Raw genomic sequence first — 16661 nt, forward strand, 5'->3', positions numbered from 1 at the left:
GCGTGCGCCAGGGGGCGCGCCGGGCGCGGGGGGCGGCGGCGCGGCTCTCGGGCCGGCGCAGCGAGGTCGTGGCGGCGCTCTGGCTGATGATGAGGGGCTACCGCATCCTGGGCTTCCGCCTGAAGACGCCGATCGCCGAGATCGACCTGCTGGCCGTGCGCGGCCGGATCCTGGCGGTGGTGGAGGTCAAGCGGCGCGGGACCATCGAGGCGGCGCTGGAGGCCGTCGGCTTCGACCAGCGCGACCGCCTGCGGCGCGCCGGCGCAGCCCTCGCCGCCCGCCGCCCGGCGCTTCAGGGTGCGTCGGTTCGCCTCGACTTGCTGGCCCTCGCGCCCGGGCGTCTTCCTATGCATATTCCCGACGCCTGGAAGGGCGCGTGAACGACGGATCCCCAGACGCCGGAATGGACCGCGAAGAAGCCGAGACCATCCTGCTGGACGCAGGCGCCGCCCCGGAGGGCGAGTTCCCGCTGATGGAGGCCGCGATCGCCTGCGCCATCCACGAGGACCCGGCGCGCGACGCCGGCCTCGCCCGCGACCTGGCCCAGCAGGGCGTCGTGCGGCTGGGCGAGCGGCTGAAGCGCGAAAGCCCCGAAGAGGCCCTGGCCGAGACCATGGCCGGCGACCTGCGGCTGACCGGCGACCTGTTCACCACCGAAGGCCTCGGCAACGCCGACATCATCACCGTCGCCGAGACGCGCCGGGGCCTGGCCGTCACCCTGGGGATCTTCTACCTGCACGCGGCGCGCCGCTGCGGGCTGACGGTCAAGGGGGTGGACTTCCCCGGCCACTTCCTGCTGCGGATCGAGACCGAGGAGGGCCCGCTGGCCCTCGACCCGTTCTCGGAAGGCCGCGTGGTGCTGCCGTCGGAGCTGACGCGGCGGGCGCTGCACGCCGGCCTCACCCCCAACGTCGCCGACCGCCTGGACCGGCTGATGGCCCCGGTCAGCGACCGGGCCGTGCTGATGCGCCTGCAGAACATCATCTTCGCCCGCGCCAGCGCCGTGCGGGACTACGTCCGCGCCGAGCGGGCCGCCCTGCGGCGGGCGCTGCTGGATCCCGGCGACCACCGCCCCTGGCTGGACGTGGCCTCGGCCCGCGAGGGCCAGGGCGCCCTGGCCGGCGCCCTGGAGGCGCTGCAGCGGGCGACCTCGATCGACGGCGGCGTGGCGCTGGCCGCCCGCGCCCAGCGCGAACGGGTCCGGCTGCGGCTGAACTGACCCCAGGCCCGACCGGGGGCGCTGGCGCTCGGGCCCCGGCGGGCCTATGTCGCAGGGACGCCAACGTCCCGGGGGAACGCCATGTCGCTGAAGGTCGCCGTCCAGATGGATCCCATCGAGGGCGTCAACATCGAGGGCGACACGACCTTCCTGATGATGGAGGCGGCCCAGGCCCGGGGCCATTCGCTGTTCGTCTACACGACCGACAAGCTGGCCATGGAGGACGGCCGGGTCTTCGCCCGCGGTCGCGACGTGACGGTCCAGCGGGTGGCCGGCGACCACGCGAGCCTCGGTCCCTGGCGGCGGACCGAGCTGACCGAGTTCGACGTCGTCCTGCTGCGCCAGGACCCGCCGTTCGACATGCACTACATCGACACGACCTTCTTCCTGGAGGCGGTCCATCCCCGGGTGCTGGTGGTCAACGACCCGCGCGAGGTGCGCAACGCCCCCGAGAAGCTGTTCGTGACCAAGTTCCCGGGCCTGCAGCCGCCGACGCTGATCACCCAGGATCGGGACGCCATCTACGACTTCCGCGCCCGGCACGGCGACATCGTCATGAAGCCGCTGAACGGCCGCGGCGGCTCGGGCGTGACCCGCCACCTGCAGGACGACCCGAACATCGACGCCATGCTCGAGCTGCACGCCCAGATCGGCCGCGAGCCGGTCATCGTCCAGAAGTTCCTGCCGTCGGTGACCAAGGGCGACAAGCGCATCCTGCTGGTGGACGGCGAGCCGGTGGGCGCCATCAACCGCGTGCCCGAGAAGGGCCAGATCCGCTCGAACCTGGCCGTCGGCGGCAAGGCCCAGCCGGTGGAGCTCACCGCCCGCGACCGCGAGATCTGCGCCGCCATCGGCCCCGAGCTGAAGGCCCGCGGCCTGCTGTTCGTCGGCATCGACGTGATCGGCGACTACCTCACCGAGATCAACGTCACCTCGCCCACGGGGGCCGTGGCGCTGAAGCGGTTCACCGGGGTGGACGCCGCCGAGGTGCTCTGGACGCGCATTGAAGCGCTTCGCGCCGGGGCCTAGGCCTCCACATCAAGACCCCGGCGTAAGTGTCGGAAGCGTATTGATTACCGCATAAGTTCTATTTTCGTTCTTGATCCGATCCCAGGTCCGTGCTGCTGTTTGTGGATAAGTCTCAGGCGACCACAAGGGATTGAGATGAGCGCGGGGGTGGTGACGCTGGCGTTCCGCGGCGTGGAGGCGGTCCGGGTCGACGTCCAGGTCCAGTTCACCGGCGGCGAGCCCAAGTTCTTCCTCGTCGGCATGGGCGACAAGGCCGTCTCGGAAAGCCGCGAGCGGGTGCGCGCCGCCTTCGCGGGGCTGGGCCTAGCCCTCCCCGCCCGGCGCATCATCGCCAACCTGGCCCCCGCCGACCTGCCCAAGGAGGGCAGCCACTACGACCTTCCGGTGGCGCTCGCTATCATGGCCGGCATGGGCGTCATCCCGCCCGACGCCCTGGAGGGCTGGGCGGCGGTGGGCGAGTTGGCCCTGGACGGCCGCATCACCCCGGTCGCCGGCGCCCTGCCGGCCGCCGTGGCCGCAGGCGGCCTTGGCCTTGGCCTGATCTGTCCCGAGGCGTGCGGGGCCGAGGCGGCCTGGGCCGGCGACACGCGGATCCTGGCGGCCCCCTCGCTCATCGCCCTCGTCAACCACTTCCGCGGGACGCAGGTGCTGGCGCCGCCTGCGCCGGGGCCGATGCTGGACGCCGGACGCCAGCCCGACCTGCGCGACGTGAAGGGCCAGGAGAACGCCAAGCGGGCGCTGGAGATCGCCGCGGCCGGCGGCCACAACCTCCTGTTCGTCGGCCCGCCGGGCTCGGGCAAGTCGATGATGGCCGCGCGCCTGCCGGGCCTGCTGCCGCCGCTGACCTCGGAGGAGCTGCTCGAGACCTCGATGGTCCATTCCATCGCCGGGCTGATCGCCAAGGGCCAGCTCACCCGCGCGCGGCCGTTCCGCAATCCGCACCACTCGGCCAGCATGGCCGCCCTGACCGGCGGCGGGCTGAAGGCCAAGCCCGGCGAGGTCAGCCTCGCGCACAACGGCGTGCTGTTCCTGGACGAGCTGCCCGAGTTCGGGACCCAGGCGCTGGATTCCCTGCGCCAGCCGATCGAGACCGGCGAGGTGGTCGTCGCCCGCGCCAACGCCCACGTGCGCTATCCCGCCCGTTTCCAGCTGGTGGCGGCGATGAATCCCTGCCGCTGCGGCCTGGGCGGACCGGGCCGCGGCGCCTGCGGCCGGGCGCCCCGCTGCCAGACGGACTACCAGGGCCGCATCTCGGGGCCGCTGATGGACCGCATCGACCTGCAGGTGGAGGTCCCGCCGGTGACCGCCGCCGACCTCGCCCTGCCGCCGCCCGCCGAGGGAACGGCAGAGGCCGCCGCGCGGGTCGCGACGGCCCGGGGCCTGCAGGCCGAGCGGGCCGCAAAGGCCGAGGGCGGCGAGGGGGCGAGGCTCAACGCCCGCGCCGAGGGGGATTTCCTGGAAAAGGTCGCCGCGCTGGACGAGCCGGCCCGCGCCCTGCTCGCCCGGGCGGCCGAGGCGGGGGGCCTGTCGGCCCGCGGCTGGACGCGCACACTCAGGCTCGCCCGCACCATCGCCGACCTGGAGGGCTCGGACGCCGTGCGCCGCGTCCACGTGGCCGAGGCGCTGATCTACCGGCGCGTGGCGCCGGCGGCAGCGCCGGCTTCGGCGCTCTGACGCTCGCGAAGGACCCCGATCACGCCCGCCGCGAGGGCGAAGACCGTCAGTTGCGAGAAGATCACCGACGCCGTCGCATAGGCCCAGGCGCCGACCTGGGGATCGACGATCCGCGCCGCGTGGGTGGCGACCGACAGCAGGTGAAAGCCGGCGGCGAAGATCGGCCAGTAACGTGCGCTCTTCAGCGCCACGACGACGAGGAAACCCAGGAGCACCACGTCGACGGCGAAGGCGCCCCACTGGGTCCCCAGCCACTCGCGGTCGCGGCCGATGAGCGTGGCGATCCAGGCGATCAGGAACGCCATGGCCGTCAGGCGCTCCTCCCAGCCGCCCTTCCAGACGGCGGCGCCGCAGACCACGGCCATGAGCGTGAGGCCGAACCAGGGCGGGAGCGCCAGCGTCTGCACGAAAGAAAAGGCCCCCGGCTGTGACCGAGGGCCCAATCTACATGGCTCTCCGGCAGGCGGAAGCCCGCGGAACTAGGCCGCGCGGATCTCGCGCAGACGGCGGCCGCCGGTCCGCTCGAGCATGCCCGCGGTGGGGGCCGGCTTCTCGCCGCTGCCGGGATCGAACGACACCGCGCCCAGGCCCATCTGGCCCTGAGCGACGCTCAGCTCCTTGTGGGTCTCGACGATGGCGCGGCGGGCCTCGGCCAGGGCCATGATGGCCTGGCTGGCGCGCTCGACCGCGTCCTGGCCGATGAGGGCCGAGGCGCCGGCCTGCTTGCGCAGGCTGGGCATGACGCCGGTCAGGTGGGCGGTCTTGGCCAGGGCCGCATCGATGGCGGCTTCGGCCTCGAACAGGGCGCCGGCGATCTGCTCGGCGACCATTCGACGTTGCTTAAGCATGAGTCGTCTCCATGCGCGTCGAGGGAGCGACGCGCCGCAAGTTTCAGATAACTAGGGTTTCTCGGCCGTTCAGCCGTTAGGTTAAATTGACGGCCAGCGCCTGCAGCGCGTGGAGGCCTGCCAGCATCCCGCCGAAGGCGAGCGCGGTCAGGATCGCCACTGCCACGATGGCGCCCAGCCGGGCGGCGGGGCCTAGCTCATTGGGCCCGAGCCATCGTCCGCGTCCGGCCGGAAGTTCTCGTCCAGCAGGACCCAGGTCATGCAGAGGATCTCCCGCAGGACCATTTCGGCCGGCTTGAACGGCGCCAGCTTCCGCGTGGCGGACACCAGGTGCCGCGCCATGTCCGCCTGGGCGGGCGTCGCCGACAGGTCGACGAGCTGCCGTTCCAGCTGGGTCCAGGAGAAGGCCGGAAGGCTCTCCTCCCTGCGGGCCAGAGCCGGCCAGCGCGCCTCGAAGTCGTCGATCTCCCGGCGCAGGCGCAGCGCCTTGCCGATCACTTGCCGATTGTCGAAGTTCTGCCGGTCGCCCATGGGCCGTCCCCTCTGTTGCGGGGTCATCCAGCCAGCGGGCGGCGGGGTTGTCTGTCCTGATCGCGTCCTGTCCTGATCCGGTCAGGACAGGATCGCCGTCGTGGCGGCGCAGCAGGCGCGCGGCCTCGTAGCGGTCGGGCACGCCCAGCTTGCGGCGGGCGCGGTCGCAGTAGGTGTCCACCGAGGTCTTCGACATGCCGAGCTCGCGGGCGATCTGTTTGGAGCTCAGGTGCTGGTCGACGAGACGCAGGCATTCGCGCTCGCGCTGCGTGAGCAGCCCGGCCGGATTGGTCTCGACGTCGGCGCGCGTAGGCATGGCGCATCTAATAAACGACGGCTTCGCCGCGTCGTCTACTTTGGCGGGCGCGATTTCGCCGCAGGGGCGGCGTTCTGCAACCGCTGGGGCGCGTTTGACCGACCGTTAAGTCCTCGCGGCTACCTCTGCCGGGATGCGCAAGCCGCTACGACCCCTTTCCGAACGCCGCCCGGCGCGGGCCCAGATCAGCGCCGAACAGCTGGCGTCGCTGAGCCACGAGTTCCGCACCCCGCTGAACGGCGTGCTGGGCATGGCCCGGCTCCTGGAAGGCACCCGCCTGACCGCCGAGCAGCGCAGCTATGTGGCGGCCCTGCGCGAGAGCGGCCAGCACCTGCTGACCCTGGTCAACGACGTGCTCGACTTCGCCAAGCTGGGCGCCGGGCGCGTCGAGCTGCATCCCGAGACGATGGAGGTCGAGAGCCTGCTGCGCGGCGTCGCCGAGCTGCTCTCGCCCCGCGCCCGCGAGAAGGGCCTGGAGATCGCCTGGGCCGCGCCGGCCGGCGTGGGCTCGGTGCGGGCCGACGAGGGGCGGCTGCGGCAGATCCTGCTCAACTTCGCCGGCAACGCGGTGAAGTTCACCGAGGCCGGCGGCGTCCTGCTGGCGGTCTCCACGCCCGAGCCCGGCCGGCTGCGCTTCACCGTGGAGGACACCGGCCCCGGCGTCTCGGAAGCCGCCCGCGACCGCATCTTCGAGGCCTTCGCCCAGGCCGAGGCCTCGCACGCCGACCTGGGCGGCGCCGGGCTGGGGCTCGCCATCGCCCGCCGGCTCGCCCGCGCCATGGGCGGCGAGGTGGGGGTCGAGACCGCCCGCATGGGCGGCGCCTGCTTCTGGTTCGAGGCCGCCTTCCCGCCGGCGCCCGAGGCCGCGGCGGGCGAGCCGCTCAAGGGCCGCACCGTGGCGATCGCCTCGCCCAATGCCATCGTCCGCGAGGCCGCCCGCCGGCAGGTCCGGGCCAGCGGCGGCCGCGCCGTGGCCGAGGCCGAGCTCGACGCCGTCCTGCAGCGGACGGGACCCGACGACGTGCTGCTGCTGGACGCGGCGCTGACCCCGCCCGGCGAGCCCCTGCGCGCGCCGCCCGGACGCGCCAGCATCGTGCTGCTGGCCCCAGATGAGCGCGACCGCATCCCGCGCCTGCGCCGGTCGGGCTTCGCGGGCTATCTCATCAAGCCGCTGCGGCGCGGCTCGCTCGCCGAGCGCGTGCTGATCGCCGCCGGCGCCGCCGCCAAGGCCGGCGTCGTGCGCGACGACGAGCGCGTGGCGGCCGCGGCCGCGCCGGGCGCCCGCGTGCTGCTGGTCGAGGACAACCCCATCAACGCCCTGCTGGCCCGGGCCCTGCTGACCCGCGAGGGCTGCGCGGTCGAGCACGCGGTCGGCGGCGAGGAGGCCCTGGCGGCCGCCCGTATCGGCGTCTTCGACCTGATCCTGATGGACATGCGCATGCCGGGCCTCTCCGGCGAGGAGACCGCCCGGCGGCTGCGCGCCGAGGGGGTGCAGGCGCCGATCGTCGCGCTCACCGCCAACGCCTTCGAGGACGACCGCAGGGCCTGCCTGGCCGCCGGCATGAACGACTTCCTGGTCAAGCCGCTGTCGCCCGACGCCCTGCGCGCGGTCCTGACGCGGTGGACCGCGCGGCCCGCCGGCTGGACGAAGGCCGCGGCGCGCGCCAAGGTCGGCTGACCGGGCGCCGGGGGGCGCCTTCCGAGACTTCCATGGCCGACACGACCTCCGCCGCGCCGAAGCCCGCTTCGAAACCCCGGGGCCATTCCTGGCGCGAGGTGATCGCGGCCCTGCGCCATCCGCGCGTGCTGATCACCCTGCTGCTCGGCTTCTCGTCCGGCCTGCCGTTCATGCTGACCGGCAACACCCTGGGCTACTGGCTGCGGGAGGAGGGCGTCGAGCTCGCCGCCATCGGCTTCCTGTCGTGGGTCGGCATCGCCTATTCGATGAAGTTCCTGTGGGCGCCGGTGATCGACAAGGTGGACGTGCCGATCCTGGGACCGCTGCTGGGCCGCCGGCGCGGCTGGATCCTGCTGTCCCAGCTGGTCATCGGCGCGGGCCTGTTCGCCATGGCCGCCATCGGGCCGGCCGGCGGCCTTCTCACCTTCGCCGGCTTCGCGCTCGTCGTCGCCTTCGCCTCGGCCACCCAGGACATCGTCGTCGACGCCTGGCGGATCGAGCGGGCCGAGAGCGACGAGGACCTGGGCCTGCTGACCGCCGCCTTCCAGCTCGGCTACCGCATCGCCATCCTCGCCACCGACGCACTGATCCTGCTGGCCGCGGCCAAGCTCGGCTGGAACAACTCCTACGTCCTCTGCGCCCTCGCGGTGGGCGTCGGGCTGACCGCGACCCTGTTCGCCACCGAGCCGGCCCGCATCGACCCCGAGGCGGCGAAGGCCCAGGCGGGGCCCCCGCTCTGGACCCCCCGCGGCCTGTTCGACGCGGTCGTCGGCCCGTTCATCGCCTTCTTCCGCGACCACGGCGTCCTGGCCGCCCTGCTCATGCTGGCCGCGATCAGCCTCTACCGCCTGCCCGACTTCGTGATGGGGCCGATGGTCAGCCCGCTCTACGTGGACGTGGGCCTGTCGAAGGAGGTCGTCGGCAGCGTGCGCGCCACCATCGGCCTGGGGGCCACCGTCGTCGGCATCGCGCTGGCGGGCCTCAGCGCCGTGCGGCTGGGCTTCACCCCGACGCTGGTGCTGGGCGCGATCCTGGGGCCGGGCTCAAACCTCGCCTTCGCCGCCCTCGCCTACCTGGGCGGCAGCGTCCAGACGCTGAGCATGGTCATCATCGTCGACAATATCGCGACCGGCTTCGCGGGCGCGGCGCTGGTGGCCTACATGTCCAGCCTGACCAGCCTCGGCTACACGGCGACCCAGTACGCACTGCTGTCCAGCTTCTACGCCCTGCTCGGCAAGGTGCTGAAGGGCTTCTCGGGGCAGGTGGTGGAGAGCCTGCAGGCGGCCTACGACCCGATGACCGCCTACGCCATCTTCTTCACCGGCACGGCGGTCGTGGGGATCCCGGCGCTGATCCTCTGCGCTATGCTGGGCGTGCGGCACCGGCGCGAGCAGCGCCGCCTGGCGCAGGCGCCGGCTTAGGCCGCCTCAGGCCGTCAGGCAGACCACCTGGGCGACGCGGAGCTGCCGGCGCAGGTCGTCGGCGACGTAGAAGTAGTTCTGCGGCGTCATGGGTTCGCCCGTGGCGGCGGCGGGGGCCGCGAGGCGGCGGCCGCTCGAGGCCAGGGTGGCCGTCACCACCTCGGGCGCGGTGGTGTAGATCCGCCCCCGGCGGGGGCTCTCGGCGATCGTCACCCCGACCACCCGGCCCTGGGCGTCGAGCGCCGGCGCGCCGGAGAGGCCGCCGAGCGTGCCCTCCAGGCCCTCGGTACGGCCGGTCTCGGCCCAGACCAGCACCGGCTCGCTGCGCGCGCCGCGGCCGCGCACCACCAGCGTCTCGCGGCCCAGCAGGCGCGAGGTGGCCTCGCCCGGCTCGCCCTGCGGGAAGCCCGGATGATAGGCCCGCTGGCCCCGGCGCAGGGGCTCGTTCAGCGCCAGCGGCAGGGGATCGGCGCCGCCCTCGGTAAGCAGCACGGCCGCCTCGCCGCGGGGATCGACCCGGACCGTGGTCGCCACGCCGACGCCGTCGCCGACCACCAGGGCGGCCCGCGCGCAGCCCTCCACCACGTGCCGGGCGGTGAGCCAGACGCCGGACTCGGCGATCGAGAAGGCGGTGCCGGTCGCCGGCCCGTTCTCGCTCGGCACGTCCACCACCACCGAAGGGTCGAACGGCGAGGCCGGCCCGATCGCCTCGCCCAGCGGGGCGGCCACGTCCGGCGGCGGCGGTGGCGCGTCGGCCCGCTCGCCCCGGCCCAGCGCCGCGAACAGCAGCGCCAGCACGACCGCCGAATAGACCAGCCAGTCCGGCAGGCGGGGGAAGTGCATCGGGCTAGCCCGTCACCGCCGCGGCCACGATCACGGCCGTGGAGAGCTTGGCGCCGACCAGCAGGGCGGCCGCCGACATCTCGCCGTCCTGGATGCGGCGGGGCAGGCCGCGCAGCAGGATGTCCACCAGGCGGAAGACCAGCAGCTGGACCACCACCGTCGCCGCGCCCCACAGGCCGATCTCGATCAGGTTGGTCGAGGCCTGCAGCGACACCGCCAGCGGGATCGACAGCCCCAGCATCACCCCGCCCAGGGACACCGCCGCGGCGGTGTTGCCCTCGCGGATCAGGGTGATCTCCTTGTGCGGCGTCAGCAGGATGTACAGCGCCGAGGCCCCCATCAGGATCAGGATGGTGACGGCGATGTGCAGCAGGGTGATGGGGAAGCCGGTGGCGAATGCCTGGATCTCAGGCGAAGGCGTAGGCATGCACACTCCCCGGAACTTGAGGCGTCACCGTTAGCACGCGTGGACGGGTCAGGTCAGCCGCCCGCCGCCAGCTTGCGCCGGGCGCTGGCCCGCAGCTTCTCGCTCTCGCTCTTCAGCTGGCCGCAGGCGGCCAGGATGTCGCGTCCGCGCGGCGTGCGGATCGGGCTGGCGTAGCCCGCGCGGTTCAGCACCGCGGCGAACCGCTCGATGGTCCCCCAGTCCGAGCACTCGTACTGGCTGCCGGGCCAGGGGTTGAACGGGATCAGGTTGATCTTGGCCGGAACGCCCTTGAGCAGGTTCACCAGGGCCTTGGCCTCGGCCGGGCTGTCGTTGACCCCCTTCAGCATGACGTACTCGAACGTCACCCGCTTGGAGTTGGACAGGCCCGGATAGGCGCGGATCGCCGCCATCAGCTCGGCGATCGGGTACTTCCGGTTCAGCGGGACCAGCTTCTCGCGCAGCTCGTCGTTGGTGGCGTGCAGCGAGATGGCCAGCATCGCCTGGGTCCGCTCGCCCAGGGCGGCGAGCTCGGGCACGACCCCCGAGGTCGAGACGGTGATCCGCCGCCGCGAGATGGCGATGCCTTCGTTGTCGGCGATGATGTCGATGGCGGCGGCGACGTTGTCGAGGTTGTAGAGCGGCTCGCCCATGCCCATGAACACGATGTTCGAGAGCCGGCGGTCCTCCTTGGGCGAGGGCCATTCGCCGAGGTCGTCGCGGGCGACCTGCACCTGGGCCACGATCTCGGCGGCGGTCAGGTTGCGCACCAGGGCCTGGGTGCCGGTGTGGCAGAAGGTGCAGTTCAGGGTGCAGCCGACCTGCGAGCTGACGCACAGGGCGCCGGCCCGGCCCACGTCGGGGATGTAGACGGTCTCGACCTCGATGCCCGGCGCCATGCGGATCAGCCACTTGCGCGTGCCGTCCTTGGAGACCTGGCGCTCGACCACCTGGGGACGGGAGATCGCGCAGACCTCGGCCAGCGCCGCCCGGGTCTCCTTGGCCACGTCGGTCATCTTCTCGAAGTCGGTGACGCCGTAGTGGTGCATCCAGCGCCAGAGCTGCGAGGCGCGCATCTTGGCCTTCTCGGGCCGCACGACGCCCAGCTCGACCAGGCAGGCGGCCAGCTCCGCCCGGGTCATCCCCGAGAGGTTGGGTCTGGACGGCGCAAGCGGCTGCGCCGGCGCGCGGGCAAGGTCGAGGGTCACGCCCAAGGGATCAGGTCCTTCGCTGAGGGCGCGGAATATAGGTGAGCGCGCCGCCCGCACCAAATCCGGCCTTTCAAACGGGCGTTCGAGTGGCTAGCGTCCGCGGCTTGCAGCATTGGGAGAGGCGCGCATGAAGGCCCTGTTGAGCAAGGAAGTCGGCGGTCCGGACAAGCTGGTGCTGGAGGACGTGCCGGCCCCGCAGGCCAAGGCCGGCCAGGCGGTCGTCGAGGTGAAGGCCATCGGCGTCAACTTCCCCGACGTGCTGATCATCGAGGACAAGTACCAGTTCAAGCCCGAGCGGCCGTTCTCGCCCGGCGGCGAGATCGCCGGGATCGTCAAGAGCGTCGGCGAGGGCGTGACCCACGTGAAGCCGGGCGACCGGGTGCTGGGCAACACCGGCTGGGGCGGGATGGCGCAGGAGCTGGCCCTGGAGGCCGCTCGGCTGGTGAAGATCCCCGACTCGATGCCGTTCGACGAGGCGGCCGCCTTCATCATGACCTACGGCACCAGCTGGCACGCCCTGAAGGACCGGGCGCAGCTGAAGGCCGGCCAGACGATGCTGGTCCTGGGCGCCGCCGGCGGCGTCGGCCTGGCCGCCGTCGAGCTCGGCAAGGCGGTGGGCGCCAAGGTGATCGCCGCCGCCTCCAGCCAGGAGAAGGTGGACCTGTGCCTGTCCAAGGGCGCGGCGGCGGGCGTCGTCTATCCGAAGGGCCCGTTCGACAAGGACGGCCAGAAGCAGCTGGCGCAGCTGTTCAAGGAGGCCACGGGCCCGAACGGCGCCGACGTGATCTACGACGCCATCGGCGACGCCTACGCCGAGCCGGCGCTCCGCTCCATCGCCTGGGAGGGCAAGTACCTCGTGGTGGGCTTCGCCGCCGGCGAGATTCCGAAGATTCCGCTGAACCTCGCCCTCCTGAAGGGCTGCGAGATCGTCGGCGTCTTCTGGGGCGCCTGGGTCGGCAAGAACCCCGAGCGGCACCGCGAGAGCGTCGCCGAGCTGATGCGCATGTACGAGGAGGGCAAGATCAAGCCCTACGTCTCCGAACGCTTCCCGCTCGAACGCGCCGCCGACGCCATCCGCCACCTCGCCAGCCGCAAGGCCATGGGCAAGGTGGTGGTGACGGTGGACTGAGGCCCCGCTCCGGAACCCGGCCTAGCCGCGGAACGGCCGGACGGTGATCTCGACCCGGCGGTTCTGCGCCCGGCCCTGCTCGGTGGCGTTGCTGGCGACCGGCCGGCTCTCGCCGTAGCCGACCACGTAGAGCCGGTCCTGCAGGACCCCGCGGCTGACCAGGTAGCTGGCCACCGACGAGGCGCGCCGTTCCGAGAGCGCCTGGTTGTAGGCGTCGGCGCCGGTGGAGTCGGCGTGGCCCGCCACGTCGATCAGCGTCTGCGGATAGCGGCTGAGGGTGGCGGCGATGTCGTCCAGCACCGGATAGAAGCGGCTCTGGACGTCGGACTGGTCGACCCCGAACGTCACGTCCGAGGGCATGTTCAGCACGATGTCGTCGCCGCGGCGCTCGACCTCGACGCCCGAGCCGGCCAGCTCGCGGCGCAGCTCGGCCTGCTGGCGGTCCATGTAGGCGCCCACGGCCCCGCCGGCCAAGGCGCCGACGCCGGCGCCGATGAGGGCGTTGGTGCGGCCCTCCTCGCTCTTGTTGGTGTTGGTCAGGTAGCCCAGCAGCGCGCCGCCGGCGGCGCCCGCCAGGATGCCGGTCCGCGTGTTGCTGCGGACGGTCTGGCCCGTATAGGGGTCGGTGGTCGTGCAGGCGCCCACGGCCAGCAGCGAAAGGCCCAGGGCCGCGATCTTGGTCTTCATGGGAGCTCCAATGCGTCGTCTTCCGGGCGGAACGCCGCTACGGCCAAGTCTGTTCCGGTCGGCCCCCTGGCGCGGGCGGGCGACACGGCGGTTGCCAGGGCGGTTGCCAGGGCGGGCTGCCCCTCCTACTGATCGCCGATAACCAACAGGAACGGGGAAGCGTCATGGCGGGTCGTCTGGAAGGCAAGGTGGCGGTGGTCACCGGCGGGGTGTCGGGCATCGGCCTGGGGACCGTCGAGCTGTTCGTCGGCGAGGGCGCGAAGGTGGTCGCCGCCGACATCCAGGACGAGAAGGGGGCGATGCTAGAGCAGCGCTTCCCCGGCCAGGTGCGCTACGCCCACTGCGACGTCACCGCCGAGGCCGAGATCGCCGCGGCCGTGCAGCTCGCCGCCTCCGAATTCGGCGGCCTCGACGTGCTGTTCAACAACGCCGGCATCTCCGACATGATGCGGACCCTCGCCGAGGTCGAGGCCGATCGCTGGAGCTGGGTGTTCGACATCCTGGTGCGCGGCCCGGCGCTGGGCATGAAGCACGCCGCGCCCCTGATGGCCGAGCGCGGCGGCGGGTCGATCGTCAACACCGCCTCGATCGCCGGCCTGCAGGCGGGCTGGGGCCCGCTGGCCTATTCGTCGGCCAAGGCGGCGGTGATCCACATGAGCCGCTGCGCCGCGGCCCAGCTCTCGCCGCAGAAGATCCGGGTGAACGCCATCTGCCCCGGCCTGATCGCCACCTCCATCTTCGGCGCCTCGCTCGGCCTGCCCCGCGCGGTGGCCGACCAGATGGCCGCCCGGGTGGCCGAGAACGCGCCCAAGGCCCAGCCCATCCCCAAGGCCGGCATGCCCGAGGACATCGCCCGCGCCGCGCTCTACCTGGCGAGCGACGACTCCGCGTTCGTCACCGGCACGCACGTGGTCGTGGACGGCGGCATCACCATCGGCGGCCGGCACAGCTGGGACCCCGCCGCGGCCTCGCCCCTGATGGAGCTGTTCGCCGAGTTCGCGCCCCCCGAAGCGTGAGCGTCGAGACGGTCATCGTCGAGCCGCAGCCCGGCGGCGGGCTGACGCCCAACGTCCGCGGCGCCCTGTGGATGCTGGCCTCGGCGCTCGGCTTCACGGTGATGACGACGCTCATCAAGTTCCTGGGCGACGACTATCCGGCGGCGCTGCAGACCTTCTACCGGCAGGCGGCGGGCTTCGCCGTCCTGCTGCCGCTGATCCTGCGCCAGCGGCGGGCGGCCTACGCCACCACAAGGCCCGGCATCCTGTTCTTCCGCTCGGCGGCGGGGACGCTGGCGATGATCCTGTCGTTCTACGCCTTCCAGAAGATGCCGCTGGCCGACGCCAACGCGCTCTCCTTCACCCGAACCCTGTGGCTCGTGCCGCTGGCCGCCTTCGTCGTGCGCGAGAAAATCGGACCCTTGCGGATCGGCGCGGCGGTCGTCGGCTTCCTGGGCGTGCTGCTGATGATCCGCCCCGGCGCCGGCGGCGAGTTCGCGGTCGGCGGGCCGGCCCTGGCCATGCTGGCGGCCTCGTTCCTCTTCGCCCTGACCATCACCGGCATGAAGGTGATGACCCGCGACCACTCGCCCAGCGTGCTGCTGGTCTGGGCCATGACCCTGGGCCTGATCTTCTCGATCCCCGGCGCGGTGCTGACCTGGCGCTGGCCCGAGCCGGTGGACCTGGCCCTGCTCTGCGCCATGGGCGTGATCGGGACGATCACCCAGGCCTGCTACATCAAGGGCATGCAGATCGGCGACGCCGCGGCCATGGCGCCGATCGACTACGTGCGGCTGGTGTTCACCGCCGCGGCCGGCTTCCTGCTGTTCCACGAGATCCCGACCGCCTGGACCGTGGCCGGCGCGGGGATCGTGGTGGCCTCGACCCTGTTCATCACCTGGCGCGAGCACCAGCTGGCCAGGGCCGCCCGGTCAGCGGCGCGGCGCGCGGGCTAGTCCTTCCCCAGGTCCTCGATGGCCCGGCGGGCGGCCTCGCGGTGACGCGGCTTCAGGTTCTTGCCGATCACGCTCATCAGCGCCGCGAACACGGCCGCGTCGTCCGTGTAGCCGAGGCCGGCGATGAAGTCGGGCACCGCATCGGTCGGCAGGACGAAGTAGGCGAGGGCCGCCAGCATCATCCCCTTGGCGGCCAGCGGGGTCTCGTCGTCGCGGGCGCAGAACCAGACGGCCAGGGCCTCGCGGGCGAACGGGACCTTCGCCGCCACCTTGCGCATCTTGGGCCAGAAGCCGCGGGCGACCCGCTGCTCGTTCACCCGCATGACCGCGGGGACCAGGGCCTTGCCTGGCGCGATCTCGGCATGCGGGTCGAACCCGCCGGAATTGACGTTGGGTGACGCTTTTTCGCTGGCGTTCATCGGGCTAAAGCCTTCGCCGACTTCGGGTCATCATATGGGAGCGGAGCGTCCATGGAACTCAATTCATCCGTCGCGGCGGTCGTCACCGGCGGCGCCTCGGGCCTCGGCGAAGCCACCGTCCGGGCCCTGGCGGCCAAGGGCGTCAAGGTCGCCATCTTCGACATGAACGAACAGAAGGGCGAAGCGGTCGCCAAGGACGTCGGCGGCGTGTTCTGCAAGTGCAACGTCACCTCGGAAGAGGACGTGGACGCGGCCTTCGCCAAGGCCCGCGCGGCCCACGGCCAGGAGCGCATCCTGGTGAACTGCGCCGGCACCGGCAACGCGATCAAGACCGCCAGCCGCGACAAGCAGACCGGCGAGATCAAGCACTTCCCGCTCGACGCCTTCAACATGATCATCCAGATCAACCTGGTGGGCACCTTCCGCTGCATCGCCAAGTCGGCGGCCGGCATGCTGACCCTGGACCCGCTGCCGGACGGCGACCGCGGCGCCATCGTCAACACCGCCTCGGTGGCGGCCGAGGACGGCCAGATCGGCCAGGCGGCCTACTCGGCCTCGAAGGGCGGGGTGGTCGGGATGACCCTGCCGATCGCCCGCGACCTGTCGAACGACGGCATCCGGGTGAACACCATCCTGCCGGGCATCTTCAACACCCCGCTGCTGGCCGCCGCGCCGGAAGCGGTGAAGGCCGCCCTGGGCGCCCAGGTCCCGCACCCCAAGCGCCTCGGCAATCCCGAGGAGTACGCCCAGCTGGCGCTGACCATGATCACCAACGGCTACTTCAACGGCGAGGACGTGCGCCTCGACGGCGCGATCCGCATGGCGCCGCGCTAGGCGCCGGCCATCGCCGACGCGACGAGGCCCCCGGCTCCGGCCGGGGGCTTTTTCGTTTAGGGCCCCTACGAGCCCGCCGGCTTCTGCGAGCGGCAGACCCAGGCGCCGTCCAGCTGGATGCGGCCCGAGCCCAGGGGGCAGATGGTGGGGCGCCGGTATTGGCCGGTGGGCTTGCCGGCGACGACCTGGTGGCACTGGGCCCGGCTGGCGTCGACGTACTCCAGCTTGCCGCCGCCCTTGTCGGCCGGAAGCTCGAAGCCCGCCGGCTGCTCGCGGGAATCGGCGAACCCGGCGGCGTTGCAGAAGACGGGCTCGTCCACGTTGACGAAGGCGGGGCGATCCTGGGCCAAGGCGGGGGCGGCGGACAGCGACAGGGCCGCGGCCGCGATGAGGGCGTGAAGCCGCATGAGACGTTCCTCCCGAGTGTTCTTGTCGTTGGAAACGTGA

General features: G+C 72.4%; 19 protein-coding genes and 1 pseudogene. 10 read left to right on the forward strand and 10 right to left on the reverse strand.

Annotated elements, in window-relative coordinates:
* Window positions 1–2 precede the first annotated feature (2 nt).
* The 4 genes from PHZ_RS19215 to PHZ_RS19230 all read left to right on the forward strand — a co-directional run bounded on the left by PHZ_RS19215 (window position 3) and on the right by PHZ_RS19230 (window position 3922).
* Window positions 3–380: a YraN family protein gene (locus PHZ_RS19215; RefSeq protein WP_041374447.1), complete on the forward strand. Its 378-nt coding sequence runs from the start codon at window positions 3–5 to the stop codon at window positions 378–380.
* A 23-nt stretch (window positions 381–403) separates the two neighbouring features.
* A complete protein-coding gene (locus tag PHZ_RS19220) occupies window positions 404–1219 on the forward strand; it encodes a SirB1 family protein (protein WP_012524025.1) in 816 nt (271 codons plus the stop codon).
* A gap of 81 nt (window positions 1220–1300) precedes the next feature.
* Window positions 1301–2248 (forward strand): glutathione synthase, encoded by a 948-nt coding sequence (gene gshB / locus PHZ_RS19225; RefSeq protein ID WP_012524026.1) that lies wholly within the window; start codon window positions 1301–1303, stop codon window positions 2246–2248.
* A gap of 135 nt (window positions 2249–2383) precedes the next feature.
* Complete coding sequence (locus PHZ_RS19230; RefSeq protein ID WP_012524027.1) at window positions 2384–3922, forward strand: YifB family Mg chelatase-like AAA ATPase; 1539 nt, start codon at window positions 2384–2386, stop codon at window positions 3920–3922.
* On the opposite strand, the gene PHZ_RS19235 is transcribed toward PHZ_RS19230, so the two are convergent.
* The 4 genes and pseudogenes from PHZ_RS19235 to PHZ_RS23675 form a co-directional block, all read right to left on the reverse strand.
* Window positions 3877–4329 (reverse strand): hypothetical protein, encoded by a 453-nt coding sequence (locus PHZ_RS19235; RefSeq protein ID WP_012524028.1) that lies wholly within the window; start codon window positions 4327–4329, stop codon window positions 3877–3879. The two genes, PHZ_RS19230 and PHZ_RS19235, sit on opposite strands and share 46 nt — an antisense overlap.
* A gap of 72 nt (window positions 4330–4401) precedes the next feature.
* Window positions 4402–4770, reverse strand: a complete 369-nt coding sequence (locus PHZ_RS19240) for a hypothetical protein (RefSeq protein WP_012524029.1) — start codon at window positions 4768–4770, stop codon at window positions 4402–4404.
* 192 nt (window positions 4771–4962) lie between these two features.
* Window positions 4963–5301, reverse strand: coding sequence for a hypothetical protein (locus PHZ_RS23670; RefSeq protein ID WP_041373723.1), 339 nt, complete (start codon window positions 5299–5301; stop codon window positions 4963–4965).
* Window positions 5302–5425: 124 nt separating this feature from the next.
* Window positions 5426–5617 (reverse strand): annotated as a pseudogene (locus PHZ_RS23675) (response regulator transcription factor); the annotation flags it as partial.
* Between the two features lie 133 nt (window positions 5618–5750).
* Between PHZ_RS23675 and PHZ_RS19250 the strand changes: the two are divergent.
* Together PHZ_RS19250 and PHZ_RS19255 are read left to right on the forward strand one after the other, a co-directional pair.
* Complete coding sequence (locus PHZ_RS19250) at window positions 5751–7295, forward strand: response regulator (RefSeq protein ID WP_012524031.1); 1545 nt, start codon at window positions 5751–5753, stop codon at window positions 7293–7295.
* Window positions 7296–7327: 32 nt separating this feature from the next.
* Window positions 7328–8716, forward strand: coding sequence for an AmpG family muropeptide MFS transporter (locus PHZ_RS19255; RefSeq protein ID WP_012524032.1), 1389 nt, complete (start codon window positions 7328–7330; stop codon window positions 8714–8716).
* Between the two features lie 6 nt (window positions 8717–8722).
* Here PHZ_RS19255 and PHZ_RS19260 read toward each other — a convergent pair whose 3' ends face one another.
* Genes PHZ_RS19260 through rlmN form a run of 3 tightly spaced genes read right to left on the reverse strand, consistent with a single transcriptional unit; the run spans window position 8723 to window position 11197 of the window.
* Window positions 8723–9559, reverse strand: coding sequence for a S1 family peptidase (locus PHZ_RS19260; protein ID WP_012524033.1), 837 nt, complete (start codon window positions 9557–9559; stop codon window positions 8723–8725).
* 4 nt (window positions 9560–9563) lie between these two features.
* Window positions 9564–9986 (reverse strand): DUF350 domain-containing protein, encoded by a 423-nt coding sequence (locus PHZ_RS19265; protein WP_012524034.1) that lies wholly within the window; start codon window positions 9984–9986, stop codon window positions 9564–9566.
* A gap of 53 nt (window positions 9987–10039) precedes the next feature.
* On the reverse strand, window positions 10040–11197 hold the full coding sequence (gene rlmN / locus PHZ_RS19270) for a 23S rRNA (adenine(2503)-C(2))-methyltransferase RlmN (protein ID WP_012524035.1): 1158 nt from the start codon (window positions 11195–11197) through the stop codon (window positions 10040–10042).
* A gap of 124 nt (window positions 11198–11321) precedes the next feature.
* On the opposite strand from rlmN, the gene PHZ_RS19275 reads away from it, so the two are divergent.
* Window positions 11322–12323 (forward strand): NADPH:quinone oxidoreductase family protein, encoded by a 1002-nt coding sequence (locus PHZ_RS19275; RefSeq protein WP_012524036.1) that lies wholly within the window; start codon window positions 11322–11324, stop codon window positions 12321–12323.
* A 21-nt stretch (window positions 12324–12344) separates the two neighbouring features.
* On the opposite strand, the gene PHZ_RS19280 is transcribed toward PHZ_RS19275, so the two are convergent.
* On the reverse strand, window positions 12345–13010 hold the full coding sequence (locus tag PHZ_RS19280; protein WP_012524037.1) for an OmpA family protein: 666 nt from the start codon (window positions 13008–13010) through the stop codon (window positions 12345–12347).
* A gap of 164 nt (window positions 13011–13174) precedes the next feature.
* Between PHZ_RS19280 and PHZ_RS19285 the strand changes: the two genes are divergently transcribed.
* Both PHZ_RS19285 and PHZ_RS19290 read left to right on the forward strand, forming a co-directional pair.
* Window positions 13175–14026: an SDR family NAD(P)-dependent oxidoreductase gene (locus PHZ_RS19285; protein WP_012524038.1), complete on the forward strand. Its 852-nt coding sequence runs from the start codon at window positions 13175–13177 to the stop codon at window positions 14024–14026.
* Window positions 14023–14961 carry a DMT family transporter gene (locus PHZ_RS19290; RefSeq protein ID WP_269079165.1) on the forward strand — a complete coding sequence of 313 codons (939 nt, stop codon included), beginning with the start codon at window positions 14023–14025 and terminating at the stop codon, window positions 14959–14961. The genes PHZ_RS19285 and PHZ_RS19290 overlap by 4 nt, the downstream gene beginning before the upstream one ends.
* Here the strand turns inward: PHZ_RS19290 and PHZ_RS19295 are convergent.
* Window positions 14958–15380 (reverse strand): YkvA family protein, encoded by a 423-nt coding sequence (locus PHZ_RS19295; RefSeq protein ID WP_012524040.1) that lies wholly within the window; start codon window positions 15378–15380, stop codon window positions 14958–14960. The genes PHZ_RS19290 and PHZ_RS19295 overlap by 4 nt on opposite strands.
* A gap of 51 nt (window positions 15381–15431) precedes the next feature.
* Here PHZ_RS19295 and PHZ_RS19300 point away from each other — a divergent pair, with 51 nt between their 5' ends.
* Window positions 15432–16214: an SDR family NAD(P)-dependent oxidoreductase gene (locus PHZ_RS19300; RefSeq protein WP_012524041.1), complete on the forward strand. Its 783-nt coding sequence runs from the start codon at window positions 15432–15434 to the stop codon at window positions 16212–16214.
* 65 nt (window positions 16215–16279) lie between these two features.
* On the opposite strand, the gene PHZ_RS19305 is transcribed toward PHZ_RS19300, so the two are convergent.
* Window positions 16280–16621, reverse strand: a complete 342-nt coding sequence (locus tag PHZ_RS19305) for a hypothetical protein (protein ID WP_041373724.1) — start codon at window positions 16619–16621, stop codon at window positions 16280–16282.
* Window positions 16622–16661: the final 40 nt, after the last annotated feature.

Source organism: Phenylobacterium zucineum HLK1 (genome assembly GCF_000017265.1).
GTDB lineage: Bacteria > Pseudomonadota > Alphaproteobacteria > Caulobacterales > Caulobacteraceae > Phenylobacterium > Phenylobacterium zucineum.

What these genes read in the sequence shown, in the direction of transcription:
- PHZ_RS19305 (WP_041373724.1), bottom strand. Translation starts at nt 16,621, where the DNA reads ATGCGGCTTCACGCCCTCATCGCGGCCGCGGCCCTGTCGCTGTCCGCC.
- PHZ_RS19255 (WP_012524032.1), top strand. Translation starts at nt 7,328, where the DNA reads ATGGCCGACACGACCTCCGCCGCGCCGAAGCCCGCTTCGAAACCCCGG.
- PHZ_RS19275 (WP_012524036.1), top strand. Translation starts at nt 11,322, where the DNA reads ATGAAGGCCCTGTTGAGCAAGGAAGTCGGCGGTCCGGACAAGCTGGTG.
- PHZ_RS19220 (WP_012524025.1), top strand. Translation starts at nt 404, where the DNA reads ATGGACCGCGAAGAAGCCGAGACCATCCTGCTGGACGCAGGCGCCGCC.
- PHZ_RS19230 (WP_012524027.1), top strand. Translation starts at nt 2,384, where the DNA reads ATGAGCGCGGGGGTGGTGACGCTGGCGTTCCGCGGCGTGGAGGCGGTC.
- PHZ_RS19295 (WP_012524040.1), bottom strand. Translation starts at nt 15,380, where the DNA reads ATGAACGCCAGCGAAAAAGCGTCACCCAACGTCAATTCCGGCGGGTTC.
- PHZ_RS19300 (WP_012524041.1), top strand. Translation starts at nt 15,432, where the DNA reads ATGGAACTCAATTCATCCGTCGCGGCGGTCGTCACCGGCGGCGCCTCG.
- PHZ_RS19285 (WP_012524038.1), top strand. Translation starts at nt 13,175, where the DNA reads ATGGCGGGTCGTCTGGAAGGCAAGGTGGCGGTGGTCACCGGCGGGGTG.
- PHZ_RS19280 (WP_012524037.1), bottom strand. Translation starts at nt 13,010, where the DNA reads ATGAAGACCAAGATCGCGGCCCTGGGCCTTTCGCTGCTGGCCGTGGGC.
- PHZ_RS19240 (WP_012524029.1), bottom strand. Translation starts at nt 4,770, where the DNA reads ATGCTTAAGCAACGTCGAATGGTCGCCGAGCAGATCGCCGGCGCCCTG.
- PHZ_RS19265 (WP_012524034.1), bottom strand. Translation starts at nt 9,986, where the DNA reads ATGCCTACGCCTTCGCCTGAGATCCAGGCATTCGCCACCGGCTTCCCC.
- gshB (WP_012524026.1), top strand. Translation starts at nt 1,301, where the DNA reads ATGTCGCTGAAGGTCGCCGTCCAGATGGATCCCATCGAGGGCGTCAAC.
- PHZ_RS19260 (WP_012524033.1), bottom strand. Translation starts at nt 9,559, where the DNA reads ATGCACTTCCCCCGCCTGCCGGACTGGCTGGTCTATTCGGCGGTCGTG.
- PHZ_RS19250 (WP_012524031.1), top strand. Translation starts at nt 5,751, where the DNA reads ATGCGCAAGCCGCTACGACCCCTTTCCGAACGCCGCCCGGCGCGGGCC.
- PHZ_RS23670 (WP_041373723.1), bottom strand. Translation starts at nt 5,301, where the DNA reads ATGGGCGACCGGCAGAACTTCGACAATCGGCAAGTGATCGGCAAGGCG.